A 19,359-nucleotide genomic window follows, 5' to 3' on the forward strand; every position below is an offset into this window, starting at 1 on the left:
TCACGTTCTTACTATATATTATGCAACAGACTTGCTGTTCTCTACAAGAAAATCAATTGCTTTTCGGACTTTCAAGTCACCTTTAAGAAGGTCAGGCCCGCCTTGCATTGCAAGCATCTGCTTCATCTTGTCTGTTTCCATTTGGTACATTTCCGCCATCTTCGTGATTTCTTCCTCAACTTCTTCCTCGCTTACTTCGATGTTTTCCGTTTCAGCAATCGCTTCAAGAGTCAAGTTTGTGCGGACACGCTTTTCAGCATCTTCTTTCATTTGCTCTTTCAACTGATCTTCTGAAGTACCAGAGAATTGATAGTACATGTCAAGGTTCATACCTTGCATTTGAAGACGTTGGTCGAACTCTTTCATCATACGATCAAGTTCAGAAGTTACCATTGCTTCTGGTACATCAATTTCTGCGTTTTCAGTCGCTTTTTGAACGAGTTGATCTTTCATGTCGTTCTCAGCTTGTGTCTTCTTCTCAGTTTCAAGGCGCTCTCTGATTTTCGCTTTCAATTCATCAAGTGTTTCAACTTCTTCGTTTGCATCTTTAGCAAACTCATCATCCAATTCAGGAAGCTCAAGCTGCTTGATCTCATGAATCTTCACTTTGAAAGTCGCTTCTTTACCAGCAAGTTCTTCAGCATGGTATTCTTCAGGGAACGTTACGACAACGTCCTTTTCTGCACCTGCTTCTTCACCTTCAAGCTGTTCTTCAAATCCAGGGATGAAAGATCCAGAACCGATTTCGAGTGAATAGTTCTCAGCAGTTCCACCTTCAAACGCTTCACCGTCAACATATCCAGCAAAGTCGATGACAACAGTGTCGCCATTTTCTACTTTACCTTCTTCTTTGACAGTAAGTTCAGCATGTTTCTTTTGCATTTCAGTCAATTCGTTTTGAACATCTTCGTCTGTTACTTCAGTATCCTGCTTTTCTACTTCAAGACCTTTGTAGTCTCCAAGCTTCACTTCAGGCTTGACCGTAACTGTTGCTTTGAAGATCAAGTTTTTGCCTTTTTCCATTTGCTCAATGTCAACATCTGGCTGGTCAACAGGCTCGATTCCTGTTTCTTCAACAGCTTGGCTGTAAGCTGTAGGCAGTAGGATGTCGAGAGCATCTTGGTAAAGTGCCTCTACTCCAAAACGCTTTTCAAACATTGAACGAGGTACCTTCCCTTTACGGAATCCAGGTACGTTCACTTTCTTTACGACCTTTTTGAACGCTTGGTCTAATGCTTCGTCGACACGCTCAGCGTCAACATCAATGGTCAATACACCTTGATTGCCTTCTTGCTTTTCCCATTTTGCACTCATGACTAACTTCCCTCCAACATTTATCTTCTTAAAAACTTCATTTACGTTCGAATGAGTTTACAACCACTACATTATAACACATGCGCATTGGTTTTCAACTAGTTGGGTGTATCACCGTTCACACCCAAATCTTTCATGGAGATTTGTTCAATTTCCATGATCTTCTCCACTACATTTTCAATGGCTTTTTCTTCTAATGAGAAAGCCACCTGTAGTTCATCTCCATCAAACTCGATACCATTCAAGCGATGGGCTACTTCCAATACAGCTACAGCCCATAACTGCTCGTTTAACGGCTCCGGCTGGAACGGATAAATCATAAACAGATAATGATCCCATATTTGGACTGCCATATCCAATAAGGTTGGATTGTCTTGCTCCAATTGGTGGACGATGATTTTTTTGACCAATCGGTAAAACTGTCCATCGGGTATATCATGTAGTTCGTTCGGCTTCACTTCCATCGATCGTCCGAATTTATGTACAAGTATGGTATCGTTCGTGACGCTTTCCTTCAACATTTGGAGGACAATGGTCTTCAATGAAGGATTTGCTTCAGGATATGTAAGATATTTGATTAGCTCTTTCCGGATTGTCGGCTCGTCGGGTGATTCAATGGACTGTACCGCTTGCCACTGTTGCTTGGAATCCTCTGACTGAAGCTGATTTGAGAGATGTTCGAGCTCCTTATCAGAAATGGATTTGGCCCTCTGGCTGAAAACGACACCTTCTTCAGAATCTTCTTCTGCCATTTTTCTACTGAAGTATAGAAGCTGATAGAAATTTTCCGCCATTTGTGGAGGCAGGCTTTGTTCTTGGATGACAGCCTCCAGGATTTCGACGACCTCTTCATAATCCCCTAGCTGAATCAAGATAGATATGTATATCTGCAAGACATCATAGTAATCTCCAATGTCTTTTTTCAGCACTTCATCACATTTTTCCTTGGCTTCCTTCAACCTCCCCAACTCGACAAGGCTTAAGACCACACCCACATTACCCTGCGGATGTTCAGGATCCATTCCGAGCAGCTGTTCAAAATAATCCAATGATTCCTTGAATTTTTTCTGTTTCAGGGCTGACATTCCTTTATTCACAAGCTTTCCTGTGAGGTTCGGGAAATAAACGATTTTACCGTCATGCTGCCCTTTACGGTGTTTTTCCAAAACAATCTCCCCGCTTTTTACCATCATTACAGCAAGTTTAGCAGTTTAGCAAATTAAAAACAAATTTTATTCTCAAACTGTCTTTACACTAGTATAAACAAAATCCACCATAAATAAAAAAACGCTTCTTCAACAAAAGATGAAGAAAGCGTGATTATGTAATGGAATGGCGTCCCAGGAGCGATTCGAACGCCCGACCGACAGCTTAGAAGGCTGTTGCTCTATCCTGCTGAGCTACTGGGACATGAGTGATAATAATATAAAGCTTTTTAAAAGATCCTGTCCTTTTCTCTACATGCAACAACCTAGATGCGAATGCGTCAGGACAACTCGTTGATTGTTCATGATGCATCGCTCGTTGCTGAGCTACTGGGACATGTAAAATAAAAAACTTTGTGAAAATCTGTTGTCTCGTCGTCCCGATTTCAGATTGTTCTTCATGACGACTCTCAATCGGTACGCTGATGAAATTTCCTAGAAGCTAATTCAGCGTGCTTAGCAACTGGGACATATTGAGAATTAATGGAGCGGGTGATGGGAATCGAACCCACGACCAGAGCTTGGAAGGCTCTTGTTTTACCACTAAACTACACCCGCACATCGATCAGCGACAATAACTAATATATCGCATCTCTGATAAAATGTCAACGGTTTTTTTGGTCGTGAGTCCTCTCCATTAGACCTGATATTCTTTTGATAGATCTGTCAATTCATCTCCGCCAACCTCGAAGAAGCGTACACGGATTTTCGAACGATCCTGACACTCGACAATCGCATAAGTCTTTTCCATTCTACCTCTTGGTAGGCGAATGCTTCCAGGATTGACGAACACGATGCCGTTCTTTTCGAATGATTCAGCAACATGAGAATGTCCGAAAAACACGAAGTCTGCTCCATATTCTTCGGCCTTATAAGCTAGGTTCATATAGGACATCTTCACATTATATAAGTGACCATGGGTGACAAATATCCGATAACCCTGCTCTTCGATGAGTGCTTCATTCAGAAATTCATCGTGTCCCAGATCCATATTCCCTTGTACATTGTGGAACGCTGAAAGATGTTCGTGATCCGAAGGAAGTTCAGAATCACCGCAATGAACCATAACATCAACCTGGTTCCGGTGTAACTCTTGAATTTCCTTAAGTTCACTCGTCAGTCCGTGACTATCACTTACGACTAATATCCTCATTGCTGAAAGGACCTCCTTATCGGCATTACGAAAAGATATCTGTCCAACGGTTCCGTAATTCCTTCATCGCATTTGCACGATGACTCAATTCATTCTTCTGTTCTGGTTCAAGCTGAGCCATCGTTTTGCCAAGAGACGGAACGTAGAAGATTGGATCATAACCAAAACCGTTATCTCCTATCTTCTCCTCTGTAATAAGCCCTTCACATTTCCCTTGGACAATACTTGTTTCTTTCCCCGGTTGTGCAATTGCTAAAACCGAAATAAACCTCGCTGTACGATCCGCTTCATGAACGGATTTCAATTCATAAAGCACTTTATCCATATTGGCGTCATCGTTTTTCTCTTCGCCGGCATATCGGGCGGAGTATACACCCGGCCTTCCATCCAACGCATCAATGACCAGGCCGGAATCATCCGCTATGACGGTCTGATTAAATTGTTTTGATATCGTTTCGGCTTTTATCGTGGCATTCTCTTCAAATGTAGACCCTGTTTCTTCAATTTCTTCATGGTAATCAAGGTCTCTTAGGGAAACCACGTCTAGGCCGAAACCCTCAAACATCTTCCTGAACTCTTTCACTTTTCCTTCGTTATGAGAAGCGATAATCAATTGTTTCATTTAAATACCCGCCTATTCTTCACCAATACGATGGTGGATGTCTCCAAGCGCTTCTTTTTGATAGTCAATTAATTCACTTATTCCTTTATCTGCAAGCTCAAGCATAGCTTGAAGCTGTTTATAAGAGAAGGTAGCCTCTTCTCCTGTCCCTTGAAGCTCGACAAACTCCTTAGCACCTGTCATGATAACGTTCATATCAACATGTGCCTGGGAATCCTCCTGATAACATAAGTCAAGGATTTCCCCATGTTCAGCTACTACGCCCACTGAAGTCGCAGCAAGGAATTCTTTGATTGGCATCTTCTTGATCGTTCCTTGATCCAGAAGTTGATGAAACGCCATCGCCATTGCTACGAATGCCCCTGTAATACTTGCTGTGCGAGTACCTCCGTCGGCCTGGATGACATCACAATCGATCCAGCATGTTCTTTCTCCAATTTTCTCAAGATCGACTACTGATCTCAGCGCTCTTCCAATCAGACGCTGGATTTCCATCGTCCTGCCGGAAACCTTCCCTTTACTCGATTCCCTGATATTACGTTGTTCAGTTGCTCGGGGCAGCATGGAATATTCAGCAGCTATCCATCCTTTCCCCTGGTTTCGTAAGAATGGTGGTACGCGATCCTCAATGCTCGCCGTACAAATGACTTTCGTATCCCCTACTGAAATCAAGACAGATCCTTCAGGATGTTTTATATAATCCGTTTCAATATGTATCTTTCTTAATTCGTCCTTTGCTCTTCCATCCGTTCGCATTGTCAATTCCTCCTCTATGTTACAGACACTATCGGTTAGTATGACCCATTCGTTTTGAATTTAAAGTACGTTTAAATAGGAAAAAGGCGGCTAAAATAACCGCCTCACTCCTCTCCTATCGTAACACATTTCGTATGGTTGTTCATTTAAAAATCTACTGTGTTCACATTGACAGGTCTGGAAACAGGCTCTGTCATTAACTTCCCATCCTCTTTCAAGACTTCGCTCTTCCCATTGACCTTAATCAACACTTTTTCAACACCCGCGATTTCCGTCAAGGACAGCACTAAGGAATTCAGTACGGCATCTGAAATGGCAGTCCCTTTCTCTTCACTAAGGATCGCTTCATTGAAGTTAAGTGTAACGACTCCATCTTCTTCTACTGGTGCACTTACGAGATCAACAGTGCTTCGCAGGTCTGTAAGCAAGCCTGAATAGTAGGATGGACCATTCAACAGCTCATCAACCGTGGACTTTACTAGGTTCTCTTTAGAAGAAACCACCCTTGTAACGGGTACATAATACAATTGGTTGTCATCGTTTTGGCCGATGAAATAAACGGTGACCGTATCACTATTCGTAACATCAACTACACCATTCGTCTCGATGTTGATTCCGTCAGCACGTGACATACTATCCCCGATCGGTGTTTGATTCACAGGCATGACCTTCTGGTCGATTCCGTTGATCCGGATTTTCACTGCACTGACTTTATCAAACTGAGTAAGTGTATAGGTGAGTGACTGGAGAATCCGCTGTTCATCTTCAGCCGCATAATCCTTGAATTCTTCAGAGAAATCCACAACAGCTGTTCCTTGATCAACATTGACATCCAAAACTTCCGTTCCTGCCGGGAGTACTGCACGCATTCCATTCGGGAGCAGATTCGACACTTTCCCATCCTGAATGAGGTGCTCGACAACTTGTTTCTCAGGTTCCTCCGACAGAGGCAAATTCATTGTTTGAGGAACGACCAACCCGTTCTTATCGACTAAGTAAACTTGTAGCTGTTGAGTCTCGGTTGCACCTGCAGGAGCATCCTTACCGCCAACTGCCGCATCGGTTTCTTGCTCAGCATCTTCGATCGAACTTCCTTCATCATAGATGACCTCTTGTGGCGGATCAATTTCATTATTAGTTTCTTCCGTTAACAGTCCACATCCAGATGTTACAACTAAAAGGCCTGTTAAAAGAGAGACGAATATCATTCTTCTCTGCTTTTTCCTCATTCCATTCCCTCCTACAGTGGTTTGTACTACTATATATACGAGCCATCTGTCCAATTAGACCAACCTTGTTCTAAATTTGGAAAAATGTATTACTGTTGGTTGACGAGGTAGGTATCGGGGGAAAAGTGCTGTGATTTTTTCTAAACCCAATTATGAAACCAGTCTTTACACAAACTTTCCTACAGACATGTTAAAATATGGTTATCTTCAGTCCGAAATAGTAGACAAATCTATAAAGATGTGAAAAAACTATACCCTGCTAAAGGAGAGTAGGCATGAGACAGATCATTGCAATGGGAGGAGGAGGTTTTTCAATGGAACCAGAAAACCTTCTACTCGATAAATACGTATTAGCACAAACCAATAAAAGTCTTCCCAAGGTATGTTTTATTCCAACAGCTAGCGGGGACCAAACCAATTACATAGAAAGATTTTATAAAGCATTCAATACGATTCCATGCCAGCCTTCCCACTTGTCCTTATTTGAGCCAACATTCAATGACTTGGAAAAGTTTGTACTTGAGAAAGACGTTATTTATGTTGGAGGAGGAAATACAAGGAATATGCTTCTTTTATGGAAGGAGTGGGGATTAGATAAAGTGTTGAAAAAGGCATACGAAAAAGGCGTTATTCTTTCTGGTCTAAGTGCAGGTGCAATGTGTTGGTTTGAGGAAGGATTAACTGATCCATTAAATGCACCTCTATATAAACTAGATTGTTTAGGCTTCTTGAAGGGAAGTAATTGTCCTCATTATGATGGAGAAGAAAAGAGGAAACCCTCATATCATCAGTTCATTCTAGATGGAAGAATGCAAGAAGATTACGCAATAGATGATGGGGCAGCTCTGCATTTTATAGATGAATCTCGATTTCACTCTGTCAGTTCAAGACCAAAAGCAAGGTCATACTTTGTTAGATGTAATAATGATGGGGTTATAGAAGAAGAGATACATACAACATACCTAAAAACAGTAAAAAGCTGATTCTGACCTCGTCGAGTAAATGAGGTACTGGAATCAGCTTTTTCCTTATAGATTAATATGTTCAATGTACTTGACGCTTTGGTCGAACCACTCTCTGGAGAGACGATTGAAAATCCGGCTTGATCCAGTCGTATAGAAACGATGTTCCGGAAGCTGGTCTCCTATATTCAAAAGGTTATTATAATAGAGAATCGTACTTACTTCACGAGCCGTTTCTTCGCCAGAAGAAATGATCGATACACCCTTGCCCATAACCCTTTTGATCAAAGGCATAAGAATGGGGTAATGTGTACATCCAAGAATCAACGTATCAATAGGTAAGTCCAACAAAGGCGTTAACCGTTGATGGACAATACGTAACGTATCTCGATCATGGATCATACCATTTTCTACAATCGGCACAAATTCAGGACAGGCAAGGCTATGCACGGTCACTTTACTATCTATGCTGTGCAATGCATTCACATATGCCCCACTGTTTATCGTTCCAACTGTTCCGATGACCCCGATTTGCCGGTTGTTGGTCACTTTAATCGCCGCTCTTGCTCCGGGATGGATGACACCTACAACAGGAATATCCAACTTCTCTTGTGCTTCTTCTAATACAGCCGCCGTAGCGGTATTACATGCAATAACAAGAAGTTTAACATCCTTTTCAAGAAGATAGTGGATCATGTTCCACGTGTATGTCCTCACTTCTTGCAACGGGCGGGGGCCATATGGGCAGCGTGCCGTATCACCCAAATAAAAGATTTTCTCTTTCGGTAGCTGTCGCATTACTTCCCTCGCTACCGTCATTCCTCCAACCCCAGAATCAATAATGCCTATCGGTCTTTTCAAATGAACCCCTCAATTTCTATGTAGGTCTAGTTGGTCTCAACCGAATTCATCTTGTCATAAAGAAGATGCAAGCTTTGGTGCAGACTTTCCATTTCTTCATCAGAAAGCTGCTCTGTCAAAGCTTTGAGATAATTCTGTCTACGCTTGATGACCTCTTCTATTATTTCGTACCCTTTTTCGAGTTTCTGTATTCTTACGACACGGCGATCCTTAGGATCACGTATACGTCTTACGAGTCCGTTTTTTTCCATACGGTCGATTAAATCGGTGGTCGTACTGTATGCTAAGTACATTTTATTCGACAGGTCCCCGATTGTCATTTCATTTTGTTCAAATAACCATTGCAGGGCCACGAATTGCGGTGGTGTTATGGAGAAATCATTGAGGATTTCTCTACCTTTTTGTTTTATATGAGCTGAAATCATTCGTAATGCCTTTTCCATTTCGTTGATCTTCACTTCTTTTGATTGCAAAGACGTAACCTCCTGAATAAACTGTTATTTCTATTTTGATTGGTTTACGACTTTTTTTCAACTCTTATTAATTTGTGTTTCCAACTATCGTGTTGATTCATGGAATTGTTTTGTGCTCAATTCTTGTAAAAACACTATTTGGGGGATCGAATAACCGCCCTTCTGTCCCTAATCTCTGCAAAAATGAATCAAAAAAGCCTGACTCGAATTTCGAGTCAGGCTACTTTCTTTATTTTAGAAAATGTTCTTGAACATAGTCTTTCACTTTTTCATCAGAATCCAACTGAAGGATCGTATCTACATGATTCGCAATCGTTTCCTTCTCCAATTGGAGCAACTGAGATCGCGCCGGAAGCACGGATGTGGCACTCATGCTGAATTCGTCCAGACCGAGTCCAAGAAGGATTGGTATGGCGATTTCGTCACCGGCCATCTCTCCACACATACCTGCCCATTTGCCTTCTTTATGGGCAGCATCAATAACATTCTTAACCAATCGTAAAATGGCTGGATTATATGGTTGATACAAGTAAGACACTTGTTCGTTCATACGGTCAGCTGCCATTGTATATTGGATCAGGTCGTTCGTGCCGATACTGAAGAAATCCACTTCCTTTGCGAAAATATCCGCCATTACCGCTGTTGAAGGAATTTCAACCATCATGCCGATTTCGATTTCATCAGAAACATCGGTTCCCTGTTCGACGAGCTTAGCCTTTTCATCTAAGAGGATCTCTTTTGCCTGAAGGAATTCCTGAAGGGTTGCAATCATCGGGAACATGATCTTCAAGTTACCGTAAGAGCTTGCGCGTAATAACGCACGGAGCTGTGTACGGAAGATGTCTTGTTGATCGAGACATAGTCGGATTGCACGGTAACCTAGGAAAGGATTCAGCTCCTTCGGAAGGTCCAAATATGGAAGCTCCTTGTCCCCGCCGACATCTAAAGTACGGATGACGACCGGCTTCCCTTCCATTTTCGAGAGTACTTCCTTATAAGCCTCGAATTGTTCTTCCTCAGTTGGGAGTTGGTCACGGTTCATGTATAGGAACTCAGTACGGTAAAGACCAATTCCTTCTGCGCCATTATTAAGCACTCCAGGAAGATCCTTTGGCGTTCCAATATTCGCTGCTAACTCAACATGAACCTCATCTGCCGTTACAGTGCGTTCATTGACAAGTTTAGCCCATTCCTTCTTCTGCTCTTCGTATCTCTCTTGTTTTCGTACATACTTCGCAAGCTCATCTTCAGTCGGATCAATGATCACTTCACCGTCGATTCCATCGATAATGATCATCGTACCGTTATCAACAGATTCCGTAATCGTCTTCGTCCCTACGACGGATGGGATTTCCATCGATCTTGCCATGATGGCGGAATGCGATGTACGCCCTCCGATATCTGTTGCAAATCCTTTTACAAATTTGCGATTCAATTGTGCTGTATCAGAAGGAGTTAAATCATCTGCAAGGATGATCACTTCGTCCGTTATCATTGATGGAGTCTTGAATTCGATACCCATAAGGTGGGCCAGGATACGCTTTCGTACGTCCCGGATATCTGCTGCTCTTTCCTTCATATACTCATTATCCATATTTTCAAACATGGATATGAACATGCTCGTCACATCATCCAAAGCGCTTTCTGCATTTACATTTTCTTCATTGATTTTACCTTTTACATTATCGATCAATTCAGGATCTTGAAGAACAAGAAGATGGGCAGCAAAGATTGCTGCCTTATCTTCTCCAAGCTCCTTTTCAGCGTGAGTTTTGATCGCTTCAAGCTCTTCTTTGGATTTTGCAATGGCTGCATCAAAACGTTCAACTTCATCTGCTGGGTTCTCAATCTTTTTCTTTTCGACGTCCAGTACAGGATTCTCAAGCTTGAACGCTTTGGCGATCGCAATTCCTGCTGAAGCGCCGATCCCCGTAATGCGTTTACTCATTACTCAGCTAATCCTTCCTGTTTCAGTAATTCTGTTAATGCAGACAACGCTTCATCAGCATCGTTACCTTCTGCTTTGATTGTAATTTCAGATCCTTGTTGAATACCTAAAGACATGACGCCCATGATCGATTTCAAGTTAACGGATTTTCCTTTGTGCTCAAGTTCAATATCAGAGCTGAATTGACCTGCTTTATTCACCAATGTCGTTGCTGGTCTTGCGTGAATTCCTGATTCGCTTGTTACTGTAAAAGTTTTCTCTGCCATTTTTCATCTTCCTTTCTATTTTTCAATTGAAATGATGTTTTCTTCACCGTGGTCTACAGATCCAGATTTCTCTATTTTAACTTTTTCTCCATCCTGAAGATTTGTAAACACGATCGGTGTAATTGTTGATTTTGCATGCTTAGCAATGTAGTCAAGATCAGCTTTCATGAGCTCTTGACCTTGCTTCACTTCATCACCTTGTTCAACCAATACTTCGAAGCCTTCACCCTTCAGGTTGACCGTATCGATGCCGAAGTGGATTAAGATTTCTCTACCATCTTTTGTTTCTAGTCCAATCGCATGTTTAGTCGGGAAGACATTCATCACTTTGGCGTCAGCTGGTGCAACCACAGTGCCATCGGTTGGTTCGATTGCGAATCCATCCCCCATCATCTTACCTGCAAACACTTCATCAGGTACTTCTGTAATTGGCATTAACTTACCTTTGATTGGTGAGTAAATAGAATAGTTATTCATATCAACATCTCCTTTCAAAGAATCAGGATTAACATCTTCAATTTGTTCTTGCACTTCTTCTTCAGGATCAACCTCCACTTTTCGTGGATGCTTCCCTTTCATGATATCTTGCATTTGTGATTTTATGGAGTCGGATCTCGGTCCAAAGATTGCTTGAATATTGTTCCCTACTTCTAGTACTCCGGATGCACCTAATTTTTTCAGACGGTTCTTATCAACTTTCTTCACATCGTTGACGGAAACACGTAGACGTGTGATGCATGCATCCAAGTGTGAGATGTTATCTTGTCCACCAAGTCCTTCTAGGATGTTGTATGGTAGTTCATCCGCTTGTCCAGCTGGGGACCCATCTTCATCATCATCCTCAACGTCTTCACGTCCTGGTGTCATCAAGTTGAACTTGCGAATCGCAAAGCGGAATCCGAAGTAATAGATGACGGCGAAGACTAATCCTACTGGAATGACGAGCCACCAGTTTGTCTGTGCATTCAGCACACCGAACAACAGGTAATCAATCAATCCACCAGAGAAAGTCATACCGATTTTTACGTCAAGAAGATGCATCGTCATAAACGATAAGCCTGCAAAGATTGTATGAATTCCAAACAATACAGGAGCAACGAATAAGAATGAGAATTCAATCGGTTCTGTAATACCTGTCAAGAAAGATGTAAGGGCTGCGGAAGCCATGATCCCTGCAACCACTTTCTTACGTTCCGGACGTGCTTCGTGATAGATTGCCAAGGCTGCTGCTGGTAAACCGAACATCATGAACGGGAATTTACCTGTCATGAAAGTACCTGCAGTCAGATTTTGAACGCCATCCTTAATTTGTTCAAAAAAGATACGTTGGTCTCCCCGAACGAGCTCTCCAGCTTCATTCGTATACGTACCGAATTCAAACCAGAATGGTGCATAGAAAATATGGTGCAATCCAAACGGAATCAATGCACGTTCAATGACACCGAATACAAACGCAGAAAGCGCAAGGTTCGCGTGAACCATGTTTTGTGAAAATGCATTCAAGCCATCCTGCACTGGTGGCCATACGAACGTCATGATGATTCCGAGAATGACCGCACTTGCTGCTGTCGCAATCGGAACGAAACGCTTCCCTGCGAAAAAGCCTAAGTAAGAAGGAAGTTCAATGTTATAAAACCGATTATACATATAAGCGGCTACGATACCGAGGATAATACCTCCGAATACCCCGGTCTGTAATGTCGGTATACCTAGGACAAGTGCATAGGCAGGGTCGACATTATCTCCAGTCACATCAGGAATTTCCAACCCTACTATGACACTCATAGTCACGTTCATAATGAGGAACCCTACTGTAGCAGCTAATCCAGCAACACCGTCACCGCCAGCTAATCCAATTGCAACCCCAACTGCAAACAAGAGCGCAAGGTTACCAAAAATAATTCCACCGGCCGATTCCATTACCGATGCAATTAGTACAATTGCGTCATTTTCCAAGAATGGCGCAAGCTTAAGTAATGTGGGATTTTGCAATGCATTACCGAATGCGAGAAGTAGACCCGCTGCTGGTAAGATTGCAACCGGTAGCATTAATGCTTTACCGACCTTTTGTAAAGTCCCGAATGCTTTTTGCATTTCTTTTACCTCCAATTAAATATGTTTGCTCCAATAAATAAGAATACGTTTTCATATTGGTCCAACGTATGGTTTAAAACAATATAAAAAAGCATGAGTAAAGAATGAAATACAGCTAAAGGTAGGTTTCTCTATCTTCTGCATTTCATAAACTTCTTCACTCATGCCTGATCGAATCAGTAACACGTAAAGGATACGTACTCTTAAATTATTGAGGTGAAAGCCTTTGCAAATGCATCGTTAGATAAACGGCTTCCGCCTCATCTGCTTTCTTGCCTAACGAATGCTGCATGACTTTCATCAGTTTCCAAGCAGTATTGTAGCATAAAGGGTATTCTTCTTTCAATACTTTTGCTAACCGTTCTTGATTTCCTACCTGCTCACCACTTTCCAATCGGTCTATGGCTCTTCTCAGATGCTGAATCAGCCTCATATAATCAATGCTCTCTTTATCAATGTTCATTTCCAGTTGCTGCTCGATAATTTGAAGCAATTGATTGATAAGATGCGAATAACTGTTCAGTTTAGATAAGGATTGATTGGATGTGGCACTATGAAGATGCAACGCAATGAATCCGATTTCTCCATCAGGCAGGGAAACGTCCGTCTGTTTACGGAGGATCTCGACAACCTCCTGAGCAACGGCGTATTCCTTCGGATACATCAGTCTCGTCTCTTCTGAGAACGGATTGACGATATCCATCCCCTGCTTGATGCGCTTTATCGCAAAGGCGATATGGTCAGTAAGGGCGATATGGATATGTTCATTGAATTTGACATCCAGCTTTTTCTCACTATATTCGATAATGTCATTCATGACCAGGACAATGGACTCATCAATCTGGGTCAAGAGCTGTTTATATTGCTGTTGTTTTTCCTTATCCTTCAGTATGTAGAGCTTGTCTACCCTCTGTTCTTCCAGCTCATCTCCTGGTTTCTTTGAGAAACCGATCCCCTTGCCGATCAATACTGTCTCCTGGCTGTCCATCCCTTCAGCAATGACGACATTATTATTTAAGATTTTGAGTATTTGATATCGTGTTTCCATAACACGCCATTCCTTTCAATGGTAAAACCTTGGCGAAACGTCAACATCATACCGAATCTGTTCGCAATCGTCAACTTTTATGCTGAAAGTAATCGGAACTGAAGGACACTTGGGGTGCTGATTTGTGGAGGATTGTCCTTCATCAGGGGGATGAAAGACATTTGCGATGCTTTTTCATGTGGTTTGTCCTTCATCGGCGTTATGAAGGTCTTTTCGACCGCAATCTGAACTCATTTTGATCTTCATCAGCCGTATGAAGGTCTTTTCGCTCGCTTTCTTCCTTTGTTTTGATCTTCATCGGCCTTATGAAGGTCTTTTCAACCGCTATCTTCCTTCATTTTGATCTTCATCGGCCTTATGAAGGTCTTTTCTCCGCTAACTTCCTTCATTTTGATCTTCATACGCGCTATCAAGGTTCTCCAAAAAAAAGAGCGGCTTTCAACCTATTGAAAGCCGCAAACCTCTAAATTTCCAACTCGCCAAGCCGCAGTAGCTCGACGACAGCCTGGGAGCGCCCCTTGACACCTAATTTTTGCATCGTATTGGAAATGTGATTTCGAACTGTTTTTTCACTAATGAAAAGTTGTTCTGCAATCTCCCTGGTTGTCTTGTCTTGAACAAGAAGTTCGAATACTTCTCTCTCCCTTTTTGTAAGTAGAGGCTTCGGTCGGTAGTGTTTATCTTTCAATGATTTCACCCCTCCTTGCATGGGCTAACGAGCTGCGGTCATGCAGAAAAGATATTTAGTCAACATATCATATGAAGGGATGAAATTGGTCGTGACTTGCCACGTTGAAAATAATTCAGATATTCACTGAATTTCGTAGCCTTTCCATTTGATCAATCATTTCTTCTGTCCACTTTACAGGGGCGCCTTGGGCTTTATCTATGTGAACAATCCTTCCTCTTCCCACAAATACCGGCTCCCCATTTTCATTTTCGGCCTTGTAGTGGAGATCGATGGAGGTCGTTCCAATATGTGCGATTTTTGCAAAGAGCTTCAACTCCTCATCAAAAAACACCTGCTTCAAATAATTACACTGCAAATCTGCCACCACCGGAATCGTTCCGCTGTCTGGTCTTCCCCATTGCTGCATGAATCCGAGTTCTTTGAACAGTTGGATCCGTACATCCTCAAAATAGATGAAAGGTACCGTGTTATTCAAATGATTGAAGGGATCCACTTCTGAAAATCGTACCCGTGTGGTCGTGTGGAAGTGGAATTCTTTCGACCAGCTGGTCCAATCTTGTATGTATTCGATGTTCTTCATCATCATCAGCCTCCATGTATTTGAAAATAGGATATAAAAAACAAGGACTGAGGCACGTTCGTGTCAGTCCTTGTCATTGAGGTATTTATTGTGCATCCGATCCGAAGAAGCTTCGGAATGACTGCAATGTTGTATCACGGTTCAATGCCGCAATCGATGTCGTCAACGGAATTCCTTTCGGACATGATTGAACACAGTTTTGTGAGTTACCACATGATGCGAGTCCTCCGTCTCCCATCAATGCTTCTAAACGTTCTGCCTTATTCATCTCACCTGTTGGGTGCGCATTGAATAGACGAACTTGGGATAATGGAGCTGGCCCGATGAAGTCAGACTTGTCATTGACGTTCGGACATGCTTCCAAACAAACACCACAAGTCATACATTTCGATAATTCATATGCCCATTGACGCTTTGTTTCAGGCATACGTGGTCCTGGACCAAGATCATACGTTCCATCAATCGGAATCCATGCCTTTACTTTCTTCAAGGCATCAAACATACGACTACGGTCGACTTGCAGGTCACGGACTACAGGGAATGTAGACATGGGCTCGAGGCGGATGGGTTGTTCCAACTGATCGACAAGAGCAGTACAGGATTGACGTGGTTTCCCGTTAATCACCATGGAGCAAGCTCCGCATACTTCCTCTAGACATCCCATTTCCCATGTGATTGGCGTTGTTTTTTCACCTTTACTATTCACAGGGTTTCGGCGAATTTCCATTAAAGCCGAAATGACGTTCATATTCGGTCGATAAGGGATTTCAAATTTTTCATCATAAGCTGCCGAGTCAGGGTTATCCTGACGTTTGATAATAAATTGAATCATTTTCGTCTCTTCAGCCATGATTATTATTTCGCTCCCTTCTTCTTAGAGTAGTCACGCTTACGAGGTTCGATGAGCGACGTATCGACATCTTCATACTCAAAGTCTGGACCATTCTTCTCTGCATTGAAGATCGCTTTCGTCGTCTTCAACCATTCTTCATCGTTACGATCAGGGAAGTCCGGCTTATAGTGAGCACCGCGGCTTTCGTTACGGTTCAAAGCACCTAATGTGATGACTCGTGCTAATTGAAGCATGTGCCACAACTGACGAGTGAAAGATACACCCTGGTTACTCCACTTGGACGTATCGTTGATGTTGATGTCTTTATAACGTTCCATCAATTCAACAATCTTCTCATCCGTCTCTTTCAACTTATCATTATGACGGACAACGGTTACGTTCGCCGTCATCCATTCACCAAGCTCTTTATGAAGCTGGTAGGCGTTTTCGGAGCCGTCCATTTTCATGATCTGTTCTAAGTGGTCTTGTTCTTTCTTCACTTGACGTTCATAGACAGTTGAAGAAATATCTTCAGTCGTCTTTTCTAATCCGTTGATGTATTCAGCTGCCTTAGGACCTGCAACCATTCCACCGAAAATAGAAGAAAGCAAGGAGTTCGCACCTAGACGGTTTGCACCGTGTTGTGAATAATCACACTCTCCAGCAGCGAAGAGTCCAGGAATATTTGTCATTTGATCATAATCGACCCACATGCCACCCATAGAATAGTGGACTGCAGGGAAGATCTTCATTGGTACTTTACGAGGGTCATCTCCCATGAATTTCTCATAGATCTCGATGATACCGCCAAGCTTGATATCCAATTCCTTCGGATCTTTGTGGGAAAGATCAAGGTATACCATGTTCTCCCCATTGATTCCAAGCTTTTGTCTGACACACACATCAAAGATTTCACGTGTAGCGATATCACGTGGTACAAGGTTTCCGTAAGCAGGATATTTTTCCTCAAGGAAATACCATGGCTTACCGTCCTTATACGTCCAGACTCGTCCACCTTCACCACGTGCAGACTCACTCATGAGACGAAGCTTGTCGTCCCCTGGAATTGCAGTCGGGTGAATTTGAATGAACTCACCATTTGCATAATGGACACCTTGTTGATATAAAGCTGCAGCTGCTGCTCCTGTATTAATAACAGAGTTTGTAGACTTACCGAAAATAACTCCCGGTCCGCCAGTCGCCATGATGACGGCATCGGATTTGAAGCTTTGGATTTCAGAGGTCTTCAAGTTCTGGGCTACAATTCCACGGCAGACATGATCATCGTCAAGAACCGCAGATTGGAAGTCCCATCCTTCATATTTCGTAACAAGTCCTTGAACTTCATAACGGCGGACTTGTTCATCTAGTGCATAAAGCAATTGCTGACCAGTAGTCGCCCCAGCAAAGGCTGTTCTATGGTGCTGAGTACCTCCGAAACGACGGAAGTCCAACAATCCTTCTGGTGTCCGGTTGAACATGACACCCATACGATCCAACAAGTGGATGATGCCTGGTGCAGCATCACACATTGCTTTTACTGGAGGTTGATTGGCAAGGAAGTCTCCTCCGTAAACTGTATCATCGAAATGTTCCCAAGGAGAATCCCCTTCACCTTTCGTATTAACAGCTCCGTTTATTCCACCTTGTGCACAAACGGAGTGAGAACGTTTAACTGGAACGAGTGAGAACAGATCAACGTGCATTCCTGCTTCGGCGGACTTGATTGCAGCCATCAAACCTGCCAATCCACCACCAACAATTATGATATTACCTTTGCTCATCGTGACTCACTCCTTATAAAATTGGTAGGTTTGTCGCTAGAGAAGCAAACCATTCTGGATAAACGAATGCGAAGATTGAACGCATTCCGATAATAGACACTGCAAAGAAGATACCCACAGTTACGTAGGTAAGAATCTTTTGTGAACGAGGAGATACAGCAAGTCCCCAGCTGACAAAGAATGACCATAATCCATTTGAGAAATGGAATACAGTGGACAAGACTCCAACCACATAGAATCCTATCATGATCGGGTTATCCAGGATTTCTTCCATCATATTAAAGTTCACTTCTGCTCCGAAAGCAGCTTGGACACGTGTTTCCCATACGTGCCATGAAATGAAAATAAGCGTGATGATCCCTGTTACACGCTGAAGCATGAACATCCAGTTACGGAAGTAACCGTAGCGGTTCACATTATTTCGCGCCTGAAAAGTTATGTACAGACCGAAAACAGCATGAAAGATGATCGGTAGGAAAATAATGAAGATTTCAAGAAAATAACGAAATGGAAGTGTCTCCATAAAGTGTGCTGCAGCATTGAACTCTTCACGACCTCTAGTCGCAAAGTGGTTTACGGTCAAGTGTTGAACTAAGTATAGACCAATTGGTATGACACCAAGTAATGAATGTAGTCTTCTTAAAGCAAAATCCTTATTTTGTGCCATGTCTACGCCCCCTTTTAGATAAGTGTTGCCGCTGCAAAAAATTTCATTTCAAAAATTCCGATCATGCGCTCAGGTATAAATCGCCTATCAGAGACAAGCTCCGACAAGAATTGATAACATGTATATTGTACTCCCATCAATTGGGACCGTCAAGAAAACGAATACATTTGGATTTCTGAAAGTTCTTGAACCTGAAAGCCCTTCCTTTTAAAACGGGAAAGTTGGAAGCGCACACTGGATTGGAGAAATCAGATAAGCTGAAAAAAGTCCTCTCGATCTCGTCGAATTGGTTTGGAGATTTCTCAGAATAAGCTATAATAAAATAATAATGATGTAGGAAGGAAAGGAGAGATGACATGAAAAAAGACAAAAGCATCCTTCCGCAACCGAGTGAAAAAGAAGCATATCTATTTGGCTATGAATTACTGCGGGACGTCCTATTACCGGATTTGTTAGGTAAAGAGGACAGCAGTCTATTATATTGGGCAGGAAGGTCACTTGCACGTAAATATCCAATGGATTCAAATGAGGAATTGGTTCAATTTTTTGCGGCTGCCAACTTCGGTGAACTCAAGTTAAAGGAGGAAACCGCAAAGTCGATCACCTTTGAACTGACATCTGAAAGGATCTCACAACTGTTATCACAACGAAAGCATGATTCCTTCCAATTAGAGGCCGGATTCCTGGCTGAACAGATCCAAAGGAAAAAAGAAAAGATTGCAGAATCCTTTGAGGAAATCAAACGGGGAAAAGTCGACAAAATTATCTTTAATGTCCAATGGGATCGAAAAGATGAAGTAAAAACCGACCAGGAAGAGTCATCCGCTTCATCATAAATTACATACGAGTAAGATACAAAAAAACCGTTCATGTT

General features: G+C 42.4%; 19 protein-coding genes and 2 tRNA genes. 2 read left to right on the plus strand and 19 right to left on the minus strand.

Annotated elements, in window-relative coordinates:
- Positions 1-18 precede the first annotated feature (18 nt).
- The 8 genes from tig to V1497_RS13530 all read right to left on the minus strand — a co-directional run bounded on the left by tig (position 19) and on the right by V1497_RS13530 (position 6,279).
- On the minus strand, positions 19-1,314 hold the full coding sequence (gene tig, locus V1497_RS13495) for a trigger factor (protein ID WP_349408059.1): 1,296 nt from the start codon (positions 1,312-1,314) through the stop codon (positions 19-21).
- A gap of 98 nt (positions 1,315-1,412) precedes the next feature.
- Positions 1,413-2,480: a hypothetical protein gene (locus V1497_RS13500; RefSeq protein WP_349408060.1), complete on the minus strand. Its 1,068-nt coding sequence runs from the start codon at positions 2,478-2,480 to the stop codon at positions 1,413-1,415.
- 167 nt (positions 2,481-2,647) lie between these two features.
- Positions 2,648-2,724, minus strand: a tRNA-Arg gene (locus V1497_RS13505).
- Positions 2,725-3,003: 279 nt separating this feature from the next.
- Positions 3,004-3,077: transfer RNA gene (locus V1497_RS13510), tRNA-Gly, on the minus strand.
- A 79-nt stretch (positions 3,078-3,156) separates the two neighbouring features.
- Positions 3,157-3,672: a metallophosphoesterase gene (locus V1497_RS13515; protein WP_349408061.1), complete on the minus strand. Its 516-nt coding sequence runs from the start codon at positions 3,670-3,672 to the stop codon at positions 3,157-3,159.
- Positions 3,673-3,697: 25 nt separating this feature from the next.
- Positions 3,698-4,294, minus strand: a complete 597-nt coding sequence (locus V1497_RS13520; protein ID WP_349408062.1) for an XTP/dITP diphosphatase — start codon at positions 4,292-4,294, stop codon at positions 3,698-3,700.
- 12 nt (positions 4,295-4,306) lie between these two features.
- Positions 4,307-5,050 (minus strand): ribonuclease PH, encoded by a 744-nt coding sequence (gene rph, locus V1497_RS13525; protein WP_349408063.1) that lies wholly within the window; start codon positions 5,048-5,050, stop codon positions 4,307-4,309.
- A gap of 146 nt (positions 5,051-5,196) precedes the next feature.
- On the minus strand, positions 5,197-6,279 hold the full coding sequence (locus V1497_RS13530; RefSeq protein ID WP_349408064.1) for a GerMN domain-containing protein: 1,083 nt from the start codon (positions 6,277-6,279) through the stop codon (positions 5,197-5,199).
- A gap of 275 nt (positions 6,280-6,554) precedes the next feature.
- On the opposite strand from V1497_RS13530, the gene V1497_RS13535 reads away from it, so the two are divergent.
- On the plus strand, positions 6,555-7,262 hold the full coding sequence (locus V1497_RS13535) for a peptidase E (RefSeq protein WP_349408065.1): 708 nt from the start codon (positions 6,555-6,557) through the stop codon (positions 7,260-7,262).
- A gap of 45 nt (positions 7,263-7,307) precedes the next feature.
- On the opposite strand, the gene racE is transcribed toward V1497_RS13535, so the two are convergent.
- From racE to V1497_RS13590, 11 genes are all read right to left on the minus strand, one after another.
- A complete protein-coding gene (gene racE, locus V1497_RS13540) occupies positions 7,308-8,060 on the minus strand; it encodes a glutamate racemase (protein ID WP_349410822.1) in 753 nt (250 codons plus the stop codon).
- 68 nt (positions 8,061-8,128) lie between these two features.
- Positions 8,129-8,545, minus strand: coding sequence for a MarR family transcriptional regulator (locus tag V1497_RS13545; RefSeq protein WP_349410823.1), 417 nt, complete (start codon positions 8,543-8,545; stop codon positions 8,129-8,131).
- Positions 8,546-8,804: 259 nt separating this feature from the next.
- A complete protein-coding gene (gene ptsP / locus V1497_RS13550; protein ID WP_349408066.1) occupies positions 8,805-10,523 on the minus strand; it encodes a phosphoenolpyruvate--protein phosphotransferase in 1,719 nt (572 codons plus the stop codon).
- Positions 10,523-10,789, minus strand: a complete 267-nt coding sequence (locus V1497_RS13555) for a phosphocarrier protein HPr (RefSeq protein WP_349408067.1) — start codon at positions 10,787-10,789, stop codon at positions 10,523-10,525. The genes ptsP and V1497_RS13555 overlap by 1 nt, the downstream gene beginning before the upstream one ends.
- A 15-nt stretch (positions 10,790-10,804) precedes the next feature.
- Complete coding sequence (gene ptsG, locus V1497_RS13560; protein WP_349408068.1) at positions 10,805-12,883, minus strand: glucose-specific PTS transporter subunit IIBC; 2,079 nt, start codon at positions 12,881-12,883, stop codon at positions 10,805-10,807.
- Positions 12,884-13,091: 208 nt separating this feature from the next.
- The gene (glcT, locus tag V1497_RS13565) at positions 13,092-13,931 is read right to left on the minus strand and encodes a glucose PTS transporter transcription antiterminator GlcT (protein WP_349408069.1); all 840 of its coding nucleotides are present in this window, start codon (positions 13,929-13,931) and stop codon (positions 13,092-13,094) included.
- Positions 13,932-14,394: 463 nt separating this feature from the next.
- Complete coding sequence (locus V1497_RS13570) at positions 14,395-14,619, minus strand: helix-turn-helix domain-containing protein (protein ID WP_221566329.1); 225 nt, start codon at positions 14,617-14,619, stop codon at positions 14,395-14,397.
- 115 nt (positions 14,620-14,734) lie between these two features.
- Positions 14,735-15,202: an acyl-CoA thioesterase gene (locus V1497_RS13575; RefSeq protein ID WP_414703645.1), complete on the minus strand. Its 468-nt coding sequence runs from the start codon at positions 15,200-15,202 to the stop codon at positions 14,735-14,737.
- 85 nt (positions 15,203-15,287) lie between these two features.
- Complete coding sequence (sdhB, locus tag V1497_RS13580; protein ID WP_349408071.1) at positions 15,288-16,052, minus strand: succinate dehydrogenase iron-sulfur subunit; 765 nt, start codon at positions 16,050-16,052, stop codon at positions 15,288-15,290.
- Between the two features lie 5 nt (positions 16,053-16,057).
- Positions 16,058-17,818 carry a succinate dehydrogenase flavoprotein subunit gene (sdhA, locus tag V1497_RS13585; RefSeq protein WP_349408072.1) on the minus strand — a complete coding sequence of 587 codons (1,761 nt, stop codon included), beginning with the start codon at positions 17,816-17,818 and terminating at the stop codon, positions 16,058-16,060.
- A gap of 13 nt (positions 17,819-17,831) precedes the next feature.
- Positions 17,832-18,485 carry a succinate dehydrogenase cytochrome b558 subunit gene (locus V1497_RS13590; RefSeq protein WP_349408073.1) on the minus strand — a complete coding sequence of 218 codons (654 nt, stop codon included), beginning with the start codon at positions 18,483-18,485 and terminating at the stop codon, positions 17,832-17,834.
- Positions 18,486-18,841: 356 nt separating this feature from the next.
- Here V1497_RS13590 and V1497_RS13595 point away from each other — a divergent pair, with 356 nt between their 5' ends.
- Positions 18,842-19,321, plus strand: coding sequence for a YslB family protein (locus V1497_RS13595; protein ID WP_349408074.1), 480 nt, complete (start codon positions 18,842-18,844; stop codon positions 19,319-19,321).
- The last annotated feature ends 38 nt before the right edge of the window (positions 19,322-19,359 follow it).

Source organism: Pseudalkalibacillus sp. SCS-8 (assembly GCF_040126055.1).
GTDB lineage: Bacteria > Bacillota > Bacilli > Bacillales > Fictibacillaceae > Pseudalkalibacillus > Pseudalkalibacillus nanhaiensis.

Coding starts and splice junctions, on each gene's coding strand:
- tig (WP_349408059.1), bottom strand. CDS start 1,314: ATGAGTGCAAAATGGGAAAAGCAAGAAGGCAATCAAGGTGTATTGACC.
- V1497_RS13515 (WP_349408061.1), bottom strand. CDS start 3,672: ATGAGGATATTAGTCGTAAGTGATAGTCACGGACTGACGAGTGAACTT.
- V1497_RS13520 (WP_349408062.1), bottom strand. CDS start 4,294: ATGAAACAATTGATTATCGCTTCTCATAACGAAGGAAAAGTGAAAGAG.
- rph (WP_349408063.1), bottom strand. CDS start 5,050: ATGCGAACGGATGGAAGAGCAAAGGACGAATTAAGAAAGATACATATT.
- V1497_RS13530 (WP_349408064.1), bottom strand. CDS start 6,279: ATGAGGAAAAAGCAGAGAAGAATGATATTCGTCTCTCTTTTAACAGGC.
- V1497_RS13535 (WP_349408065.1), top strand. CDS start 6,555: ATGAGACAGATCATTGCAATGGGAGGAGGAGGTTTTTCAATGGAACCA.
- racE (WP_349410822.1), bottom strand. CDS start 8,060: ATGACGGTAGCGAGGGAAGTAATGCGACAGCTACCGAAAGAGAAAATC.
- V1497_RS13545 (WP_349410823.1), bottom strand. CDS start 8,545: ATGGAAAAGGCATTACGAATGATTTCAGCTCATATAAAACAAAAAGGT.
- ptsP (WP_349408066.1), bottom strand. CDS start 10,523: ATGAGTAAACGCATTACGGGGATCGGCGCTTCAGCAGGAATTGCGATC.
- V1497_RS13555 (WP_349408067.1), bottom strand. CDS start 10,789: ATGGCAGAGAAAACTTTTACAGTAACAAGCGAATCAGGAATTCACGCA.
- ptsG (WP_349408068.1), bottom strand. CDS start 12,883: ATGCAAAAAGCATTCGGGACTTTACAAAAGGTCGGTAAAGCATTAATG.
- glcT (WP_349408069.1), bottom strand. CDS start 13,931: ATGGAAACACGATATCAAATACTCAAAATCTTAAATAATAATGTCGTC.
- V1497_RS13575 (WP_414703645.1), bottom strand. CDS start 15,202: ATGAAGAACATCGAATACATACAAGATTGGACCAGCTGGTCGAAAGAA.
- sdhB (WP_349408071.1), bottom strand. CDS start 16,052: ATGGCTGAAGAGACGAAAATGATTCAATTTATTATCAAACGTCAGGAT.
- sdhA (WP_349408072.1), bottom strand. CDS start 17,818: ATGAGCAAAGGTAATATCATAATTGTTGGTGGTGGATTGGCAGGTTTG.
- V1497_RS13590 (WP_349408073.1), bottom strand. CDS start 18,485: ATGGCACAAAATAAGGATTTTGCTTTAAGAAGACTACATTCATTACTT.
- V1497_RS13595 (WP_349408074.1), top strand. CDS start 18,842: ATGAAAAAAGACAAAAGCATCCTTCCGCAACCGAGTGAAAAAGAAGCA.